Source organism: Bifidobacterium miconis, from assembly GCF_019331735.1.
GTDB lineage: Bacteria > Actinomycetota > Actinomycetes > Actinomycetales > Bifidobacteriaceae > Bifidobacterium > Bifidobacterium miconis.
This window is the reverse complement of the sequence record NZ_JAHBBH010000017.1, coordinates 40,365-56,321: the sequence shown is the minus strand read 5'-3', so window position 1 is coordinate 56,321 and position 15,957 is coordinate 40,365. Positions and strand designations below refer to the sequence as shown.

The 15,957-nt window shown below is 61.1% G+C and carries 12 protein-coding genes, 1 tRNA gene and 1 pseudogene; 5 read left to right on the top strand and 9 right to left on the bottom strand.

Annotated features, from left to right (window positions below; all coding sequences use genetic code 11):
* Positions 1-92: 92 nt before the first annotated feature.
* The 4 genes from KIH79_RS07370 to KIH79_RS07355 all read right to left on the bottom strand — a co-directional run bounded on the left by KIH79_RS07370 (position 93) and on the right by KIH79_RS07355 (position 5,221).
* Positions 93-3,419, bottom strand: a complete 3,327-nt coding sequence (locus KIH79_RS07370; RefSeq protein WP_219058790.1) for a DUF3427 domain-containing protein — start codon at positions 3,417-3,419, stop codon at positions 93-95.
* A 183-nt stretch (positions 3,420-3,602) separates the two neighbouring features.
* On the bottom strand, positions 3,603-4,025 hold the full coding sequence (locus KIH79_RS07365) for a (deoxy)nucleoside triphosphate pyrophosphohydrolase (protein WP_219058791.1): 423 nt from the start codon (positions 4,023-4,025) through the stop codon (positions 3,603-3,605).
* Between the two features lie 150 nt (positions 4,026-4,175).
* Positions 4,176-4,535, bottom strand: coding sequence for a DUF488 domain-containing protein (locus tag KIH79_RS07360; protein ID WP_219058816.1), 360 nt, complete (start codon positions 4,533-4,535; stop codon positions 4,176-4,178).
* Positions 4,536-4,861: 326 nt separating this feature from the next.
* Entirely contained in the window at positions 4,862-5,221 is a 360-nt protein-coding gene (locus KIH79_RS07355) for a winged helix-turn-helix transcriptional regulator (protein WP_219058793.1), read from the bottom strand.
* 145 nt (positions 5,222-5,366) lie between these two features.
* Between KIH79_RS07355 and KIH79_RS07350 the strand changes: the two genes are divergently transcribed.
* On the top strand, positions 5,367-6,011 hold the full coding sequence (locus KIH79_RS07350; protein WP_219058815.1) for an NAD(P)-dependent oxidoreductase: 645 nt from the start codon (positions 5,367-5,369) through the stop codon (positions 6,009-6,011).
* Positions 6,012-6,431: 420 nt separating this feature from the next.
* On the opposite strand, the gene KIH79_RS07345 is transcribed toward KIH79_RS07350, so the two are convergent.
* On the bottom strand, positions 6,432-7,238 hold the full coding sequence (locus KIH79_RS07345) for a hypothetical protein (protein WP_219058795.1): 807 nt from the start codon (positions 7,236-7,238) through the stop codon (positions 6,432-6,434).
* 639 nt (positions 7,239-7,877) lie between these two features.
* On the opposite strand from KIH79_RS07345, the gene KIH79_RS13220 reads away from it, so the two are divergent.
* On the top strand, positions 7,878-8,414 hold the full coding sequence (locus tag KIH79_RS13220; protein WP_219058814.1) for a hypothetical protein: 537 nt from the start codon (positions 7,878-7,880) through the stop codon (positions 8,412-8,414).
* On the opposite strand, the gene istB is transcribed toward KIH79_RS13220, so the two are convergent.
* On the bottom strand, positions 8,404-9,189 hold the full coding sequence (gene istB, locus KIH79_RS07335) for an IS21-like element helper ATPase IstB (RefSeq protein WP_219058813.1): 786 nt from the start codon (positions 9,187-9,189) through the stop codon (positions 8,404-8,406). The two genes, KIH79_RS13220 and istB, sit on opposite strands and share 11 nt — an antisense overlap.
* Positions 9,190-9,192: 3 nt before the next feature.
* Positions 9,193-10,675: pseudogene (istA, locus tag KIH79_RS07330) on the bottom strand (IS21 family transposase).
* Positions 10,676-10,783: 108 nt separating this feature from the next.
* On the opposite strand from istA, the gene KIH79_RS07325 reads away from it, so the two are divergent.
* Positions 10,784-11,587 (top strand): ISL3 family transposase, encoded by an 804-nt coding sequence (locus KIH79_RS07325; protein ID WP_274607627.1) that lies wholly within the window; start codon positions 10,784-10,786, stop codon positions 11,585-11,587.
* Between the two features lie 113 nt (positions 11,588-11,700).
* On the opposite strand, the gene KIH79_RS07320 is transcribed toward KIH79_RS07325, so the two are convergent.
* Positions 11,701-11,788 (bottom strand) — tRNA-Ser (locus KIH79_RS07320).
* A gap of 379 nt (positions 11,789-12,167) precedes the next feature.
* Positions 12,168-12,584 (bottom strand): glycerophosphodiester phosphodiesterase, encoded by a 417-nt coding sequence (locus KIH79_RS07315; protein WP_219058799.1) that lies wholly within the window; start codon positions 12,582-12,584, stop codon positions 12,168-12,170.
* Positions 12,585-13,160: 576 nt separating this feature from the next.
* Here KIH79_RS07315 and KIH79_RS07310 point away from each other — a divergent pair.
* Both KIH79_RS07310 and KIH79_RS07305 read left to right on the top strand, forming a co-directional pair.
* On the top strand, positions 13,161-13,805 hold the full coding sequence (locus KIH79_RS07310; RefSeq protein ID WP_219058811.1) for a hypothetical protein: 645 nt from the start codon (positions 13,161-13,163) through the stop codon (positions 13,803-13,805).
* A 426-nt stretch (positions 13,806-14,231) separates the two neighbouring features.
* Positions 14,232-15,851, top strand: a complete 1,620-nt coding sequence (locus KIH79_RS07305) for a hypothetical protein (protein ID WP_219058801.1) — start codon at positions 14,232-14,234, stop codon at positions 15,849-15,851.
* Positions 15,852-15,957 lie beyond the last annotated feature (106 nt).

The following is a 15,957-nucleotide window of genomic DNA, read 5'->3' as shown; positions in this document are numbered from 1 at the left end:
TGTGCCCGCGGCGTGTCGCGATGCTGCCTGTCGTGTCATTCGCGGAATGATTCCTAGGCTCGGACATGGGGAGCGCGGAACCGATCTGCCGGTCAGCTGGTCAGATGGCGGTAAAGCTCCGGATCGAGCGGCTTTGCCAGACGCAACGTGGACAACGTCACCTTGACCGTGCCGTCGCCGGCTGCGTTCGGCTTGGTGGTGGGTGTCGGATGGTCGAACGCCGCGACATGACCGACGTAGTAGTACTTGCCGTCGGCCTCCTCCGCTTTGCGCATGACGAACAGCGGCACGAAGTGCGTGCGCTGCCAGTCGTCTGGTCCCAAACCGGCGCCAAGTCCGTCACGTACCCACTGGAATTCTGGTGAATCCGGCGTGCGGCCGTTCTTGCTGAAGTATTTCATCTCCTGCGCATTCAGGAATTCGTCCTCGTATTGGCTGGCCGCGTACTTCACGAAAATGGGCATCGTGTTGGTGCCCTTGTCCAGCAGATACCCGCCCACGTTCTGCGGTGTGTTCTCCTTCTTCCACCCGCACAGGCGCATGACGTCCGCCATCGAATACTTGCGTTCGTACAGAAACGCGCGGTCGAACGTGCGCTGGTTCGTTTGTGCCTCTCGGAACAGGTCGTGACAGTTGGCAAGACCGGTGCGCAGCGTGTCCGCAAAGAATATGCGGAACGTGCGATTCGACGAAAGCAGCGCAACGAACGCATCGCTGAGTCGATACGACGGTTCATCGTTGTCCGCGTCCGCGTCAACGTCGGCGCCGACACCGGTGCCGACCGTTTCGACAAGCGGCTGCTCGCCGAAACGTTTGCGGTTCGGCGTAGTGAAGTACGAATAATCAAGCACGCTGATCGCGGAGTCGAATTGAGTATCGGACAGATCGGTCTGCGGGAACTCGGATCGAATATCCTCGATCAGCGAACTGCGGCTCAGCGATGCAAATGGCGGTGCCCACGCCGCACCGGCCGCCGAAGCATCGTCGCCCGGCCGTTCGTCCGCAAACCGGCACAGGCGTTCGAGAATCACCAGTTCGTGCGGTCGAATTCCTGGCAACAGCAGTTCCGTTGCCATCTTGAGGATCGCATCCTCGACGTCGCTCACCGGCTCCAGCTGATCCGCGAACGACCGCTCCTTACGCTTGCCTCCGCCGAGACTGTTCTCACGCGAGCGCACGAAGTCAAGATAATTGTTGCGTTTTGCGGCCAGCGTGTATGGCAATGAGGGATCATACTCGTAGATGTCCATGAGCATCGGGATCCGCCCGAGCTCGTAGCGCACCTGACGGTACTGTTCGGACAGTTTCTTCATCTCGGACCAGTCGGCCGTATCCAGCGACTTCAATACGCGTTCTTTGGCGATCGGATCAAAACTGATCGACGACAGGCCGATCGACTTGCGTTGCAGGTTGCGTCGCGCACGATCGCGATCGCCGGTGTTGCCGTACAGGGCGACGGGAATCAGATAATTATTGGCGTAATTGCCGATGAAATCGATGACGACGACGCTGTCCTTGTGCGGAAACTTACGCAGTCCGCGGCCCAGCTGTTGCGTGAAGACGATGCTCGACTCAGTGCTGCGCAGCATCACGATCTGGTTGACCGCGGGAATATCGACGCCCTCGTTGAACAGATCGACGGTGAACAGATAGTCGAGTTCGCCATCCGTCAGCCGTCGCACGTACTCGTCACGCTGTTCCTGCGACACCGGCTTGCCGTCGGCATCCGTACTGGTCACGGCAGCAGTACGATAGCTGCGTTCCGCCTGTTGGTTGAACTGCCGGTTGAACAGACGCGACAGTTCGTGCGCCTCGTCCTGCCGGCTGCAGAACACCAGTCCGGTGACGGGCAGATTGAACTGGCCGTATTCCCGTAGTTTGTCGATGATGTAGCGCACGCGCTGTTCGGTGGCGAGTTGGCCGATCTCGTATGTGAGCTGCGCGGACTGTTCCGCATCGAGACCGTGCGCGACGTCAAGACGATGCACGGTCTGATTCGGATCGTCGTCAGACCCGAGGTATTCCGCAACGCCGTAGTAGTGGAACGGGCAGAGCATGTTCTCGTCCAGCGCCTTCTGCAGACGGATTTCATAGGCGATGTTGTGGCCGAACAGCTCGAAGATGTTGATGCCGTCGGTGCGTTCCGGGGTGGCGGTCATGCCGAGCATGAAATCGGCGTCTGCGAAGTGGTCGATGACGCGCTGATAACCTGCGGCGCCGGCATGATGGACCTCGTCGACCAGTATGTAATCGAATTCGTCGGATGCGAACTGCGCCAGCACTTCCGGCTGCCGCATGGTCTGCACGGTGGCGAACACGTACCTGCGATCCTGCTGTTTGCTGGTGCCCGAGTAGAGTCCCAGTTCCGATTCGTCGCAGTCGAGCACCTTCTGGTAGGACTTCATCGCCGCCTTGAGAATCATCTGCTGCTGGGCGATGTACAGCATGCGTTTCGGCCGGTATGCGCGCACGTCGAACGCGGACAGATAGGTTTTGCCGGTGCCTGTGGCAGACACGATGATCGCGCGATGCTCGCCCTGCTCGCGCAGTCGTTTCAGATTCGCCAAAGCCTCGCGCTGCATGGCGTTTGGTTGGATATCGCGGTCCTCAAGGGATTTCAGGATATTGCGGCGCGGCGGCGCATACTTCTTGAAGTCCTCCTCATATTGTTTGATCCACTCTTTGGTGAGCGGCACCGAATCGGCCACCTGAGAGTCGATTTCCTCATGGATCTGTCGGACCAGTTCGCCGTTGGCGAGGGACGACACCTTCAGGTTCCACTCACGCTGCGTGTTCAACGCGGCACCGGTGAGATTCGAGCTGCCGACGAACAGTTCGTAATACGGGGTGCCGTTGTGCATGCGACGGGAGAAAACATAGCCTTTGGGATGGAATGGTTGACCTTGGCCTTGCGATACTGCGGAGGAACCGTCATCGACGCCTTCCCACACGCGCACGTCCACGCCAGAGGTTTGCTGTAGATGCAGCAGCTCCCAGAAGGTCTGTGGATCGTTGAAGTGGTTCTTGGTGGAGGTGATCAGACGGCTGGTCTGTGATGCGGAAGCGACGGACGCATTGCCGGCTGTGGAACTGGAACCGGCCGCGGCGTTGGCATGATGGCTGCGGAAGTCTTCGAACAGGCTCAGGATCGCACCGGTCGAAACGAACGCGACGGAGATGTCGAAGGATTCGCTGTTCGCGAGCGCGTCGCTGATCTGGTCGTGCATGGTCAGGCCACCGGGACGATTGGAGATCAACGTCGGCTTATAGTCGTCGTCGGCGTTTTCGCGTGGTTCGATGAGTCCGGCGATGGCGCTTTCGAGGACCGAATACGTCGCGTCATCGTACGGTGTCTGTTGTGCGAGCGGAAGGCGGGATTGCCGGTTCGCGTTTGGGACGTTCTGGACTGTGTCTGCCATGATATTCCGCTCCTGACTATGAAATCTTGCGCTGCGCCCGTTGGCTCTTCGATGAGTTGCCCGGGACAGTATTGTTTCGATCTGGTGTGAAGGCTTAATGCTCTGCTCCCCCTGAAGGAGGAGCTGTCAGCAAAGCTGACTGAGGGGGATGACACACCCAACACATCAACTCCGACCAACCATTTAGCGCACCAGCAACTGCCGTTTCTTCGCGATAATGCCAACCGCTTCCCTATCGACCGGCGCCCAATCCAATCCCGGCATCTCGTCCGGTTCCAACCATCGGATATCCGTATGTTCGGTGAGCCGAGGCGTGCCGGAGATGAGATGGCAGATGAACGTCGTCAATCGCACCGTGCCGAAGTCATACGCGTATTCGCTGGTGCACACTTCGTCGGCCACATCGATTTCGCACAACAGCTCCTCTTCGATCTCGCGGTGCAACGCCTGCCGTGCGGTCTCATGCGGCTCGATTTTGCCGCCCGGGAACTCCCAATATCCGGCAAGCGACTTGCCCGGACCTCGCTGCGCGCACAGCACCGTCCCGTCGCGTACGATCGCCGCGCCAACGACATTGATGATTCTCGACTGTTCCGCTGCCTCCATGACTCACCAGGATACAACGCGGCAGTCGCGACCGCGAACGATGCGCGACGAACCGTCCTGCCAACTGCCCGATGACTGCGATCGCCACACCATACGACAAGTGTCGTGTCCGGTACAGGTTCCGCATGCCGCCGCCGAGCGGCCGGATGGTTATGCGCCGGTGCGGCCGACGACGTTGATCATGCAGTCGCGCCGGACGACGGCATTGTCAAGCAGCGGGTCCGTTGCAGCATACAGGAGCGTAACAGCCCCGCGGGCCATGATGATGTCGCGCAGCGCGCCGACGACCTCTGCGCTGGCGTCCAGTTCCGCCCGGTATTGTTCGTCGAACTCATCAAAGCGCGCCGGATCATGGCCGAACCACTTGCGCAATCCGGGCGACGGCGCGATGTCCTTCATCCACAGATCGAGGGCGGCGCGCTCCTTGCTCATGCCGCGCGGCCACAGCCTGTCCACCAGCACCCGGTAGCCGTCACCGGATTCCGGCTCGTCGTAGATGCGTTTCACCATGATGTTCACGCCACCATCATCGGACCATGAGACGGGCAAGTCAATGCGCTGCTCGACTTCGAGTTCGTCATTGCCGTGATGTGCGAAACGCGGCGGCCTTTCGCGTTCTTACGGCACCCTTACGACGCCCGCATTTTCGTTAGATGAAGTACGCGACACATCTTCTCAAGGCCGACATTACGGGCATCTCATGCATCTCATGCACCGGTGCCCGAGCCTTGCGACGACGCCTCAATGTAACGCAGAGAGACTAGACGATGAATACCGAAGCAACAAGCTTCTCTCATTTGTCACCGGCTCAGAGACGGATACGGTGCAGCAGCAAGTTAGGCCGCGAGCTTGGCCTTGTAGTCTTCGCCCCAGTCCCATAGGGCGTCGATGACGGTTTTGAGGCTGCGGCCGGTGTCGGTCAGCGAGTATTCGACGCGTGGCGGGACCTCCGGGTAGACCTCACGGTGCACCAGCCCGTCGGCCTCCATCTGCCGCAGGTTCGCGGTGAGCACCTTCTGCGAGATGCGCCCGATCGAGCGACGCAGCTCACTGAACCGCTTGGTGCCGGGCAACAGGTCGCGCAGGATGAGGATCTTCCATTTGTCGGAGATCAGCGTGAGCGTCGTTTCCACGGGACACACCGGGAGCGTGTTGATATCAACCATGAATCGGTCTCCTGAAATCGTTGGAATCATCCAATACTTCCTTTTTAGTAACTATAGCACTTTAAAGTACCTTCTTCCATTATGGGGAGTACTCCAATATTGTACTGTCTCAACGGCGGACAGTACGGACCGCCGATGAACAACAACGGAAAACAGCATCGATAAGGAGCACACCATGACCAAGCGCATCGCAGTCGTCGCCGCCAACGGCAAGGCCGGCCGTCTCATCACCAAGGAGGCCGTCGACCGCGGCCTCGACCGCACCGCCGTCGGGCGCGGCGAGAACAGGACCGTCGCCCCGCACACGCGGACCAAGGACCTGTTCGACCTGCCTGACGCCGCCCTCGCGGGATTCGACCTCGGCGTCGACGTCTTCGGCGCGTGGACGCCGGACGCCCTGCCGCAGCATTCCACCTCGCTCAAGCACCTCGCAGACATCCTCTCCGGCACAGACACACGCCTGATCGTCGTCGGCGGTGCCGGCAGCCTGTACCTTGACCCGGACCATACGCTGCAGCTGAGCCAGGCCGACACCTTCCCGGAGTCGTTCCTGCCCCTCGCCAATGCGATGGGCGCGGCCCTCTCCGAATTGCGTGAGCGCGCTGACGTCAAGTGGACATACGTCTCCCCGGCCGCCGACTTCCAGGCGGACGGCCCGCGAACGGGCGAATACGCGCTCGCCGGCGAGGAATTCACCACGAACGGAACAACCGGTAAGAGCGAGATCAGCTACGCCGACTACGCCATCGCCATCATCGACGAAGCCGTTGCGACGCCGTCCGAGGCGCACGTCAACGAACGCATCTCCGTGCGCTGGTAGTCATGATAGTCGCGACAACTACCGTCCCGGGCAAGTCCCGGCCGCGATCCAGCAGCGATCCAGTGCCCCATAGGCGTCCGCTTTCCTCAGGAATGGCCTCCGCCATATCCGCAAGCGGACGCTTCCGCCCCCACGCGCGTCCGCTTGCGTCCAGTATCCTCATGTCCTAGCAGAAAACGGACACTTCCAACGTTCCTCAGGAACCGAAGCCTGCACTCCGGGACTGTTTTCGGCAACAAAAAAGGGTTTTCGGATCGCTCCGAAAACCCTGATGGCGGAGGCTACGAGAACTCCAACCTCCAATACAGCTCAGGCTTACTGCTGATTGTGGTTTGCGGATCTCGTATCTTCGCTTTACCCCCTCCGTTACCATGTTCATAACGATTCCAAACGTATCGTAACGGCGTTGCTGATACCAGTCTACAGCCAATCCGGCCGGGCTTCCAACACGTTGGATAGCTCCTCATCGGTGTTGTCCTGCATCCATTGAGCGCCTGACGTGCTGATGGATCGGGTGATGTTCATCATGTCTTCATACCGGGCCTGAACATTGACGCGGATCAGGCTGTCCCAGTGGCAGACGCGGTTCCTTAAAGATGCCATGACCGTTAGCTTGGAACCAATGTAGCCGCGTGAGGACATGCCATTACGTTGACGTTTGGAGGGCATGTTTGGGAATGCGTTATGAAGGATCTCGGCCCACAGTGCGGCGCAATGCTCGTCGGCTTCTCGCATACTGTTCCATGATTGTCTTTTCTCGCTATCCGTGGGGGGAGTGCGACTGATGCTGGCGGGGTTGCCGATCATGTTGCGCCACGTGCCGAGCATCATATGGGCGATGACATCATCATGATTGATTTGTTCGCGACTCTTATGGGCTTTGAGATTCGTGGCAGCGCGGCCTCTCCAACTTTTGGCCCGCAGGAAAGAGCATAGCGGTTCGGGCACGTCCTGATCGGGATTGTCGTCCAGCCAATCTCCGGGAAGGCCTTGATGCTGCCACCACTGCCGAATTGATTCGTCCAATGCGTTGCGTAGGAGCACCTCGGTGATGCTGATGGGCTTGAGCAGAGCTTGCTCAAGCCTCAGCTGCCAGCGGTATGCCTCCAGTGTTTTAGCTGCATCCTGATCCTTGGGCTGGAAAGCAGCGAGTCTGGCAGTGCCTAGTAGTCGGCAGACCTCTTCCTCGACCGTCCGCTGCGTCGTTTCATGTTCAGCGTTGTCCATGCAAATATGATAACTTGGTAGACAAGACGGTGGAAACGCCGCGATACATAGACGAAGCCCCAGCCATTAGGCCGGGGCTTCGTTGGTCCTGTGGTCGGGGCCGTGAGGTTGATACATCCGGATTCGGGCTTGTCAGGTGGAATGCTCATACTGAAGATTGCCTAGATGTGCCGGAGGGTCGCGGAAAGTAAGGTGAGGTACGGGGCAGTGTGGCTTCTCGGTTCAATTTTGGTGTCAATGGGATTTCCCAAGAGAAACTGAACGAATACCGCAACTACGATATTTTCGGCAAGGTGATGCATGAGACTTTTCCCACCTACGGATGAACAGGTAACCATGATATGGGATCTGTTCCAGAAGACCAAGATCCTTGTTTATGTTGAGGATTACGGCTCTTCGCATTTTGGTGTGTAAGGGCCGTGCGGTTTGATTCGGTGTGTGATTGAGAAAGTGAATGAAACCGCGCGCCTTGGTATTGAGTCTAGCTCGTTCGATGGTCGGGTCTTGCTTGGCTTGGACAGGTTGGGGTTGAATCCCGTCTCTCAGAGGCCAGTGGCGTCGGGCTCGCGGGCGGGCGTGTGGCTGCGCGGCTCCCAGCCGGCGGACGAGACCGCGCCATGATGCCGTCATTGCGTTTCCATGGGCCGCTTTCGTTCCTCGTGGCGGCGCCGGTTCGCGCATACTCCCGTCGGCCGGCACGCCGTGCATTTGATGGTGCGGGTCAGACGCTATGAGTGCGTGGCGTGCGCGTGCTCGTGGACGGACGACCTGACCCGCATAGCCGACGAGGGACGACGGTTGACGGACGCGGCGGGGTGGTGGGCCGCCGCCGAGGTCGTGCTCAAATCGAAGAGCGTGCTCGCATGCGCCCGTGACCTGCACTGCTCGTGGGGTGCGTTGAACCGGGCCGTATTGGAGAAAGGCATGGACGTGCTGGTCGCCGATCCGCGCCGGCTGGACGGCGTGGCATCGGACGGCGTGGACGAGCACGGATGGCGGCACCCCCGCACGGGCAGCCGGTACGTGACCGTCATCGTGGACCTCACTCCCAGGAGTGTGTTTTGTCAAGTTGGGGTGGGCCGTTTTGGCGTTTCTTTTGGTCCGTTTGAGCGGTTGGTTTTAGGCCGTTTGAGCGTTGGCCGGTCCTGTCGCTGGTTGTTGTGGTTTATTGCATGAGGGCGTGGGTTTTGCGCCAGGATTCGCCCTCGAATCTGATCATCCTGCCGTGGTGGACGGTGCGGTCGATGATCGCGGCGGCCATGTTGGGGTCGCCGAAGATCCTGCCCCATCCACTGAACTCGATGTTGGTGGTGTAGATGATGCTCTGGGTCTCGTATGCGTTGGTGACGACCTGGAACAGGAGCCGGCTGCCTTCCTCGTCGATGGGCACGTAGCCGAGTTCGTCGATGATGAGCAGCGGTGTCCGGCCGATCAGCGTGAGTTCCCTGTCGAGCCGGTCGTCGGCTTGGGACCGGAGGAGTCGCATGACCAGGCTCGCGGCCGTATAGTAGCGCACTGGTATGCTCTTGCGGCACGCGTTCCTGCCGAGCGCGATGGCGAGGTGGGTCTTGCCGGTGCCGGGAGGCCCGAACAGGACGAGGTCCTCGTGCCGGTCGATGAAGTCGAGGCTTTCGATCTGTTGCCTGCCGTAGTCGACCGGGAAGCGTATCGGGGTCCAGTCGTACCCGTCGAGTTCCTTATCAGCAGGGAATCCGGCCTGTTTGAGGAGTCGGGAGCGTTTGGATCGTTCCCGGGAGTCGAGTTCGGCCCTCATCCATTCCTCCATGAACTCCATCTGGCTTGGCGTGGCCTGGGCGAGCTGGTCGGCGAGGATCTGGCGGGTCAGGGGCAGTCGGCGTGCGAGGTTCATGATCGTTTCGATCTTCTCGCCGGTGGACGCGCGGCGGCGTTTCGTGTCGGGCATGACGATGGGCGGCCGATGCGACGTCATGGCTTACGCCTCCTTCCTTTTGCGCGTCTCGCGTGGTTTCATGAACACGTCGTATCCGGTCAGATCTGGCGCGGTCTGCTCGTACGGCTTCTCGCCGGCGGCGATGCGCCGGGCCATGGTGGCCAGGCTGGCCTCGTCGAGCGGGTGTCCCCGTTCGATCAGATGCTCGCCGGCCTTGACGGCCGATTCGAACCCGCACGCGTCGCTGGTCCTGGAAATGAGACGGAACGCGTTCCGTCTCTCCCCGGCGTCCATGTGGTCGATCGCGAGACGGAGCTTGTCGGGAAAATCACTGCGGATGGTGGAATCGTCCCACGCGCGGGTCTTGCGTCCCAGTGCGGGCAGGAGCGTGGCGGGGTTGCGGATCGTGGCGGGCGAGTCCCCGTACACGCGCGGCAGGCTCGCGCAGGTGCGCCCGTCCTGGGTACGGATCGCCGCGGTCGAACGCGCGCAGTCCCACGTCCAACGTCCAGCCACGCCACGAGGGGCCGGCGAGGTAATAGTTGCCGTCGACCTGCACGCGCCCGTCCCTGTCGGCCTTCCGGACCTCCCAACGAACCGCGTCGTAGGGTTTGGCGGGCAAGGGCTGCATATCCGTCTTCTCCTCGGCGAACAGTTCCCCGATCGGCCTGCCCTTGCGGTAATGCGCCGTCCTGGCCATCGCGTCGCACCGCTCCAGCATGTACCGGGTCAACTGCGCGTACGACTCCGCGGTCAACAAGGGCACCATGATGTTGCGGCGCAGGAACCCGACCGCGTTCTCCACGCTGCCCTTCTCATTGCCCGAATTCGGGTTGCAGAACCGCGTCTCCAACCGGTAATGCGCTATGAACAACTCGAACACCTTGACAACGCTGACCCGGTCCCACGCGACCCTGTGGCCCGCGCCGGTGGCATTATCGAGCACCAGCGTCAGCGGGACCGCGCCCGCGTGCTCGAACACCATGCGCAAACCAGCACACACGCATTCCGCGTTCTCGCCGGGCAGGGCCACGCAATAGCGCATGTTCGAATACGGGAACGTGACGACCAGGCAATGCACGTCGACACGGTCCCCGCCGATCACGGCCTGAGACAAACCGAAATCGACCTGAGCCTCGCCCGGACGGCATTCGATCTCCACAAACCCGTCCTCCGCCAGCCGGTGCTCCTCGCGCCAATGCTTCACATAGCGTTGCAACGGAGAGTACGAACCCTGATAGCCCCTCTCCGCGACCAGCCGGTCGTACACGCGTTGGGCGGTATGCCGCTGCTTGCGCGGCATGAACCGGTCCGCCTCCAACCATTCGTCCACCGTCGCCTTGAACGGGTCGAGCTTCGACGGTCTCGAGACGGGATGCTCCGGCTCGGGCGAGCAATCCTCCTCCCGGGCGTATTTCGCGACCGTGTCACGAGCCACGCCCACCTCTTTCGCGATGCTTCTCCATGACGCGCCACGCGCGTCAAGCACCCTGATACGTTGTTGTACGGACACCGGTACCGTCATTCCTTTCCTTTCCCGAGAAACCGAACGGTTTGCTTTCAACTCGGGAAACTAGTCCAGGCAGGACGGGCCGGTGTTCGCTTCTCACCACACGCTGAAGTGGACTAAAACCTGCCGCTCAAACGGAAACATTCCACACGCTCAACCGGCCCACTTCCTATTGAACAGACACACAGGAGGGAGGGCCGGCCGGCCCGCCTGCTCGACATGGTCGCGGGCAGAAGCGAGAAGGCGTTCTCCCGATGGTTGGAGCAACGCCCGCAATCATTCCGCGACCAAGTCAAGGAAATCGCGATGGACGCGTTCGCCGGATACAAGAAAGCCGCCGCGCGCCAGGTGCCCCACGCCGTGGAGATCCTCGACCCGTTCCACATCGTCAAACTCGCCGGCTACAAGCCCACCGCCATGCGCTGCATGCTCAAACGCGAAGCCACGGGACGACGCGGCACCGGAACGGACCCGCTCTACAAGGGCAGGAGAATCCTATTGAAAACCGCCGGCCTGAGAACCGACAGGCAACAAGCCCGGGTCGACCTGCTGCTCGCCGACCCCGCCAACCAGCCGCTCGCCCTCGCGCACGGCGCCTACCAGAAGATCATCGACTGCTACGCGCGGGAAGACCGCAGGAAAGGCCGGGGCATGATGGCCGAACTCATCGAATCCCTCGCCGTCAAAGGCGCGGCGCCGGGATGCCCCGAACTCGCCACGCTCGGCCGCACCCTCAAACGACGCATGAGCGACATCCTCGCGTTCTTCGACCACCCCCACGGGGCGAACGGGCCCACCGAGGCCATCAACGGCCGACTCGAAACCCTCAGAGGCATCGCCCTCGGCTTCCGCAACCTCGACAACTACATCACCAGAAGCCTACTCCACACCGGCGGATTCAAACACGCCATCCAAACCCACCTCTAACCACCACCCCTACACACCAAAATGCGAAGAGCCCGAAAACAAGCCAAGATCATTGAAATTCCGCCGTTTTTGGCATGAAAAAAAGGGTTTTCAGATCTCTCTGAAAACCCTGATGGCGGAGGATACGAGATTCGAACTCGTGAGGCTGTTACACCAACACGCTTTCCAAGCGTGCGCCATAGACCACTAGGCGAATCCTCCATTCGTGTTACCTCCGCGCGAATGCATCAGCACACAATCAATAGATATTAGCATGTTTTCCGGATATGCCAAATCGGAGTGTGGTGGAGGATACGAGATTCGAACTCGTGAGGGAAGATGCCGAGACGTGTTGTCCTACGATCTTCCCAGTATTTCCAACGATTTTGAGATTTCCGCAACGATGGCCGCGCGACGTGCCGAAAGGCGGTGCCTTCGGCGTGTCGCGATTGTTGCCGCGGTGTGATGATGCTTGCCGGGCGGGTGCGGTGTCGGCAAGCGTATGCCTTGTATGTGCGTGCGTCCGGCGTGTCGCGACTGACGGCGTCGCCTGCGGGCTTGCCGACCGTGCCTGATGATGTTGTTTGGCGGCTCGGTCGAATCAGTAGTTGTTGGAGCCGGGGCCCTCGAAGCGGACGGTGAAGCCGTGTTCGTAGTGCAGGAACATGTTGGCGCCGTAGCGGTCCACGTCGCGGTGGGTGAAGAGCATGCGGATGGCGAACGCGACCTGCACGTCCTCCGGCAGGCTCTTGAATGCCTTGTGCGCATCCCAGTTCGGCGCGGCGATGGCCTGATCCGGCACATAGGCGTAACCGTAGCCGTCCTCGTTCACGTAGCCCATGAACGGCAGATCCCAGGCGTTGTGGTCGGTGAGCGCCTGCTTGAAGTCCTCGACGGCGGCCAGCGCCTTGTCGCTGATACCGAAGCTCTTGGCGACCTTGTTGGCTTCGGCGGTCTTGGTGGCCGGGTCTTCTCCGAACAGTGTGGTCTTGACGATAATGGTCTTGTCCTGTGCCATGATTGGTCCTTTTGCAAGCATGATGAATGTGGGCTGAAGCGAACATGAACGTGTTATTACTAACATGTGAATCGTTCGTCGTGTTTGATTATTTGTTGTCGTTGCTGCCGACATGATTTACGCTACCACTGATCTCATGTGCGGAAAACCGTTGGAATGTGCGCTTTATTTGGAGCGCGAACGATGTCGTTGGCGTTCATGATATATAGATTGTGATGTTTGGACAATGTTCGCTGATTACAAAAGAGAACATGAGTCATGTTCGTTTTGGTGGTGCATACGGCGTGTCGTTTGGGGCGATTGGACGTGATGCCGATTGCGCATGCGTGTGCGGCGCGGACGTGATGTTGACTGTCGGTGGGCCGCCGGTGGGACTGACTGCGGACGGTGGGATTGACTCGGTGGGGAAACCCGCCGGTGCGGGTGGTGAATGCGTGCCGCCAATGACGGCAACTCGCGGCAAACGTAACGTTATAGTGGGGGAGTTGCGTATATGGCCGCATATTGCGGCCGTGCCCACGCCTCGTGCGATACGCTCGGTGGAGTTGTAACGAGTAGCGATGTGAGGGAGTCGGCATGTCGGATGTGCGCCGTTATCAGGGTGACTGTCCCGAATCCGACGGCATGCTGCCGACTGCCATGATCCAGCTCGCGGACTTTCCCGACGATGATCCGGCGCTGTCGATGCATTTCGTCGGCGAACGGATTCCCGATAAGGACGCTTCGCCCGAGCCGGCCGACACCGAACGCTCGTCCGACTCGATTCCCACCATGCCGGTGGATCCGGCCGATCTCGTCACCGCCGAACGCGCGGCGGTGTCCCAGCGCGTCCCCGATTCCTCTTCCCGGATGTCGCCGCCGATGGCCACGCCGTCCGCGGTCGTGTCGCTGTCGGACGAAGCCGAGGAACAGGTCGAGGAGACGGTGCCGCTTAAGCCCCTGTCTGACACCGGCGTCGCGTCCGCTCCGGTTCCGCCGCCCCCCAGCTTCTTTCCGAGCAATACCACGGGTCGTATGCGGCCGATTACCGTGCCGTTGCGGCCTCAATCGCGCGTCGTCTCGGGCTCGTCGTCGTTCCGGCCGGCATCGTCCGCCCGGTCCGGTGCGGAGTACGGAGCGGTGTCTGGCGTCGAGAGGACGAACCGGGACGCCGATGCGGCGTCGGAAACGCCGCGCGTCTGCGATGCGTCGCAGTACGGGGGGATGCATCCGGCGGGCTGACCTGAACTACGGCCGGGTCGTCGGGGATATCCGTCGGTTCGATGCGGACTGCATCTGCTGATCTGTACTGATCTGTCCACATAGAGAGATGTGGCATATGATTGCCAACGATTGCATTGCAGTATGTAATCAACGCTCAAAAGGCAACCATCACAATAATAATCATGACGCAAACGTATGCACAAAAGTGCGCGTATGTCAGTCATACGAGGCATATATCGCGGCGCACTGTCGAGCATCGTCGGCGGCGACGCGACATGGCACGGCCGCGACGAACAGTCATCCGATCATCCGACCGTCAATCTCATCGACGGCCCTTCCACCAGCCATCAATCATCGCCATCCACCAATCATCACCACCGTCAATCATCAACCACAGATCACCCAGAGAGATTCGAGAGATCAGCGCAGTAGTAAGGGGACACCATGGACGAAACGCATGCCATGGACGTCATTGATTTTCTGCAGTCGGCATATCGGCTCAAGCGGCGGTTCGCCATGCTGGTAAACCGCCGGATAGGCTGCGGCGCATTGCCGGCAACCAGCGCAACCAGCGCAACCGGCGCAATCAAGCCGGCCGAACCGCCGGACACCCGCCTGATGTCGGCCGCATCGGGCCGTCTCATCGGCGCGCCGGCGGACAAACGACTGTTCATCCTGTCCGGCATGGTCTACGGCGGTTCCGCATGGTCGGCCATGTTCTGCGCGGCGGCGTCCACCATGGAAGAGTCCCTTGCCAACGAATGCAATGCGTTTCTGCTGGACAGCGTCGCCACCGTCGACGAACTCGGACTGGACGCATGGCTCCGATCAATGGTCGACGACGCGCGCCAAGCCGTATTCACCGGAGTGCCGTCCTGCCGCATGCCGCTGCTGATCCGTTCGATGGGCGACGCCAAGCTCGTCCGCCAAAGCCGTGTCCGCGGCAGCATCCCATACGGCGACCGCAAGCTGCAGGGCGAGGCCATGCTCGAACACTGCGACCAGACATACCGTCTCGCCGCGCACAGTCTGCTGCAATGGGGTGGCGGCGCCCCACTGAACAACGATGTCGCATTCGCGCTGCTCGTCCGGCCCAACATCGGCGCGGCGCTGTTGCGCGAGCATCGGTCGCTGCGCGTCGGCGGCGCGATGCGCGACGTTCCGGTGCGGCGCATCGCCCGGTATCTGACTTGCCTGAACGCTCAGGCCGACCGTCAATACGCGTGGATGCGCGCCAAAAGACGCTCATTCGGCCTTCTGCCGTCGGACGTCGCCGTGCTCGACCGCCGAGCTGTCGGCTCCGGCAGGACATCGACGCCGATGTTGGAATCGGACCGGCGCTATCTGTTCGACGCGCGGCACGTGATCGCCGCATACCGCAATCTGTGGGACTCTCCGATGGGGCGGGCACTGCCCGTCGGGATGGCGAAGGCCCTGCATGCTTCCCACGACGGCAGCGCGAAACGCGACCGTGCGGGACGCGACATCGCAGGACGCGACTTCGCAGACGGCGGTCGCGCCGTAAGTTTTCGCATCGGCGGTTCCGCACAGAGCGCGGCCGTGCCGGACTTCGTGGAGACGATGCTGGCGTCGATTGGTTGCGGCGCGGATCCGCCCGACGAAAGCCTGTGGCGCAACCCGATTCACCTGCGATTGACCGCGGAATCGCTGCTGGGAGCCGCGTCGGCGGCCGATCTGACGGACGGGTTCTCCGCACGCGACCGTGATCGTTTCGAATACGGCGTCGCATGCCTCGAACGAATCGCCGCGATCGTGCGCGACGAAGGACTCGCGACGGTGCCGACGCGGCTGGCCCCGTCGATTTGCCCGCATTTCGGCGAGCTGAAACGGCTGCCGATGAGCGAGCGCGACCGACGTCTGCGTTCGCACGCGCGCGTCGAATCGGACATGGCCGCCGTCATGCTGGCGCGTCTGTCCAATCCGAACGTCGCGCGGCAGGCGGGAGCCGCGCTGATCCGCGGCGATCTGACCGCGTACGGCACCATCGTCGGTGCTTGGCGCGAACGGTTGCGCGAACAGACGCGCTGCGTCGCCTTCGCGTGATCCGGGACCGTGCTGCACGATCGCACGTCACGGCCGCTCGTCGTGACCGTAACGTGCAAACGTTCGCCGCGGCGACGAGACAACGAACGGCCGTGCGCTGCGGCCG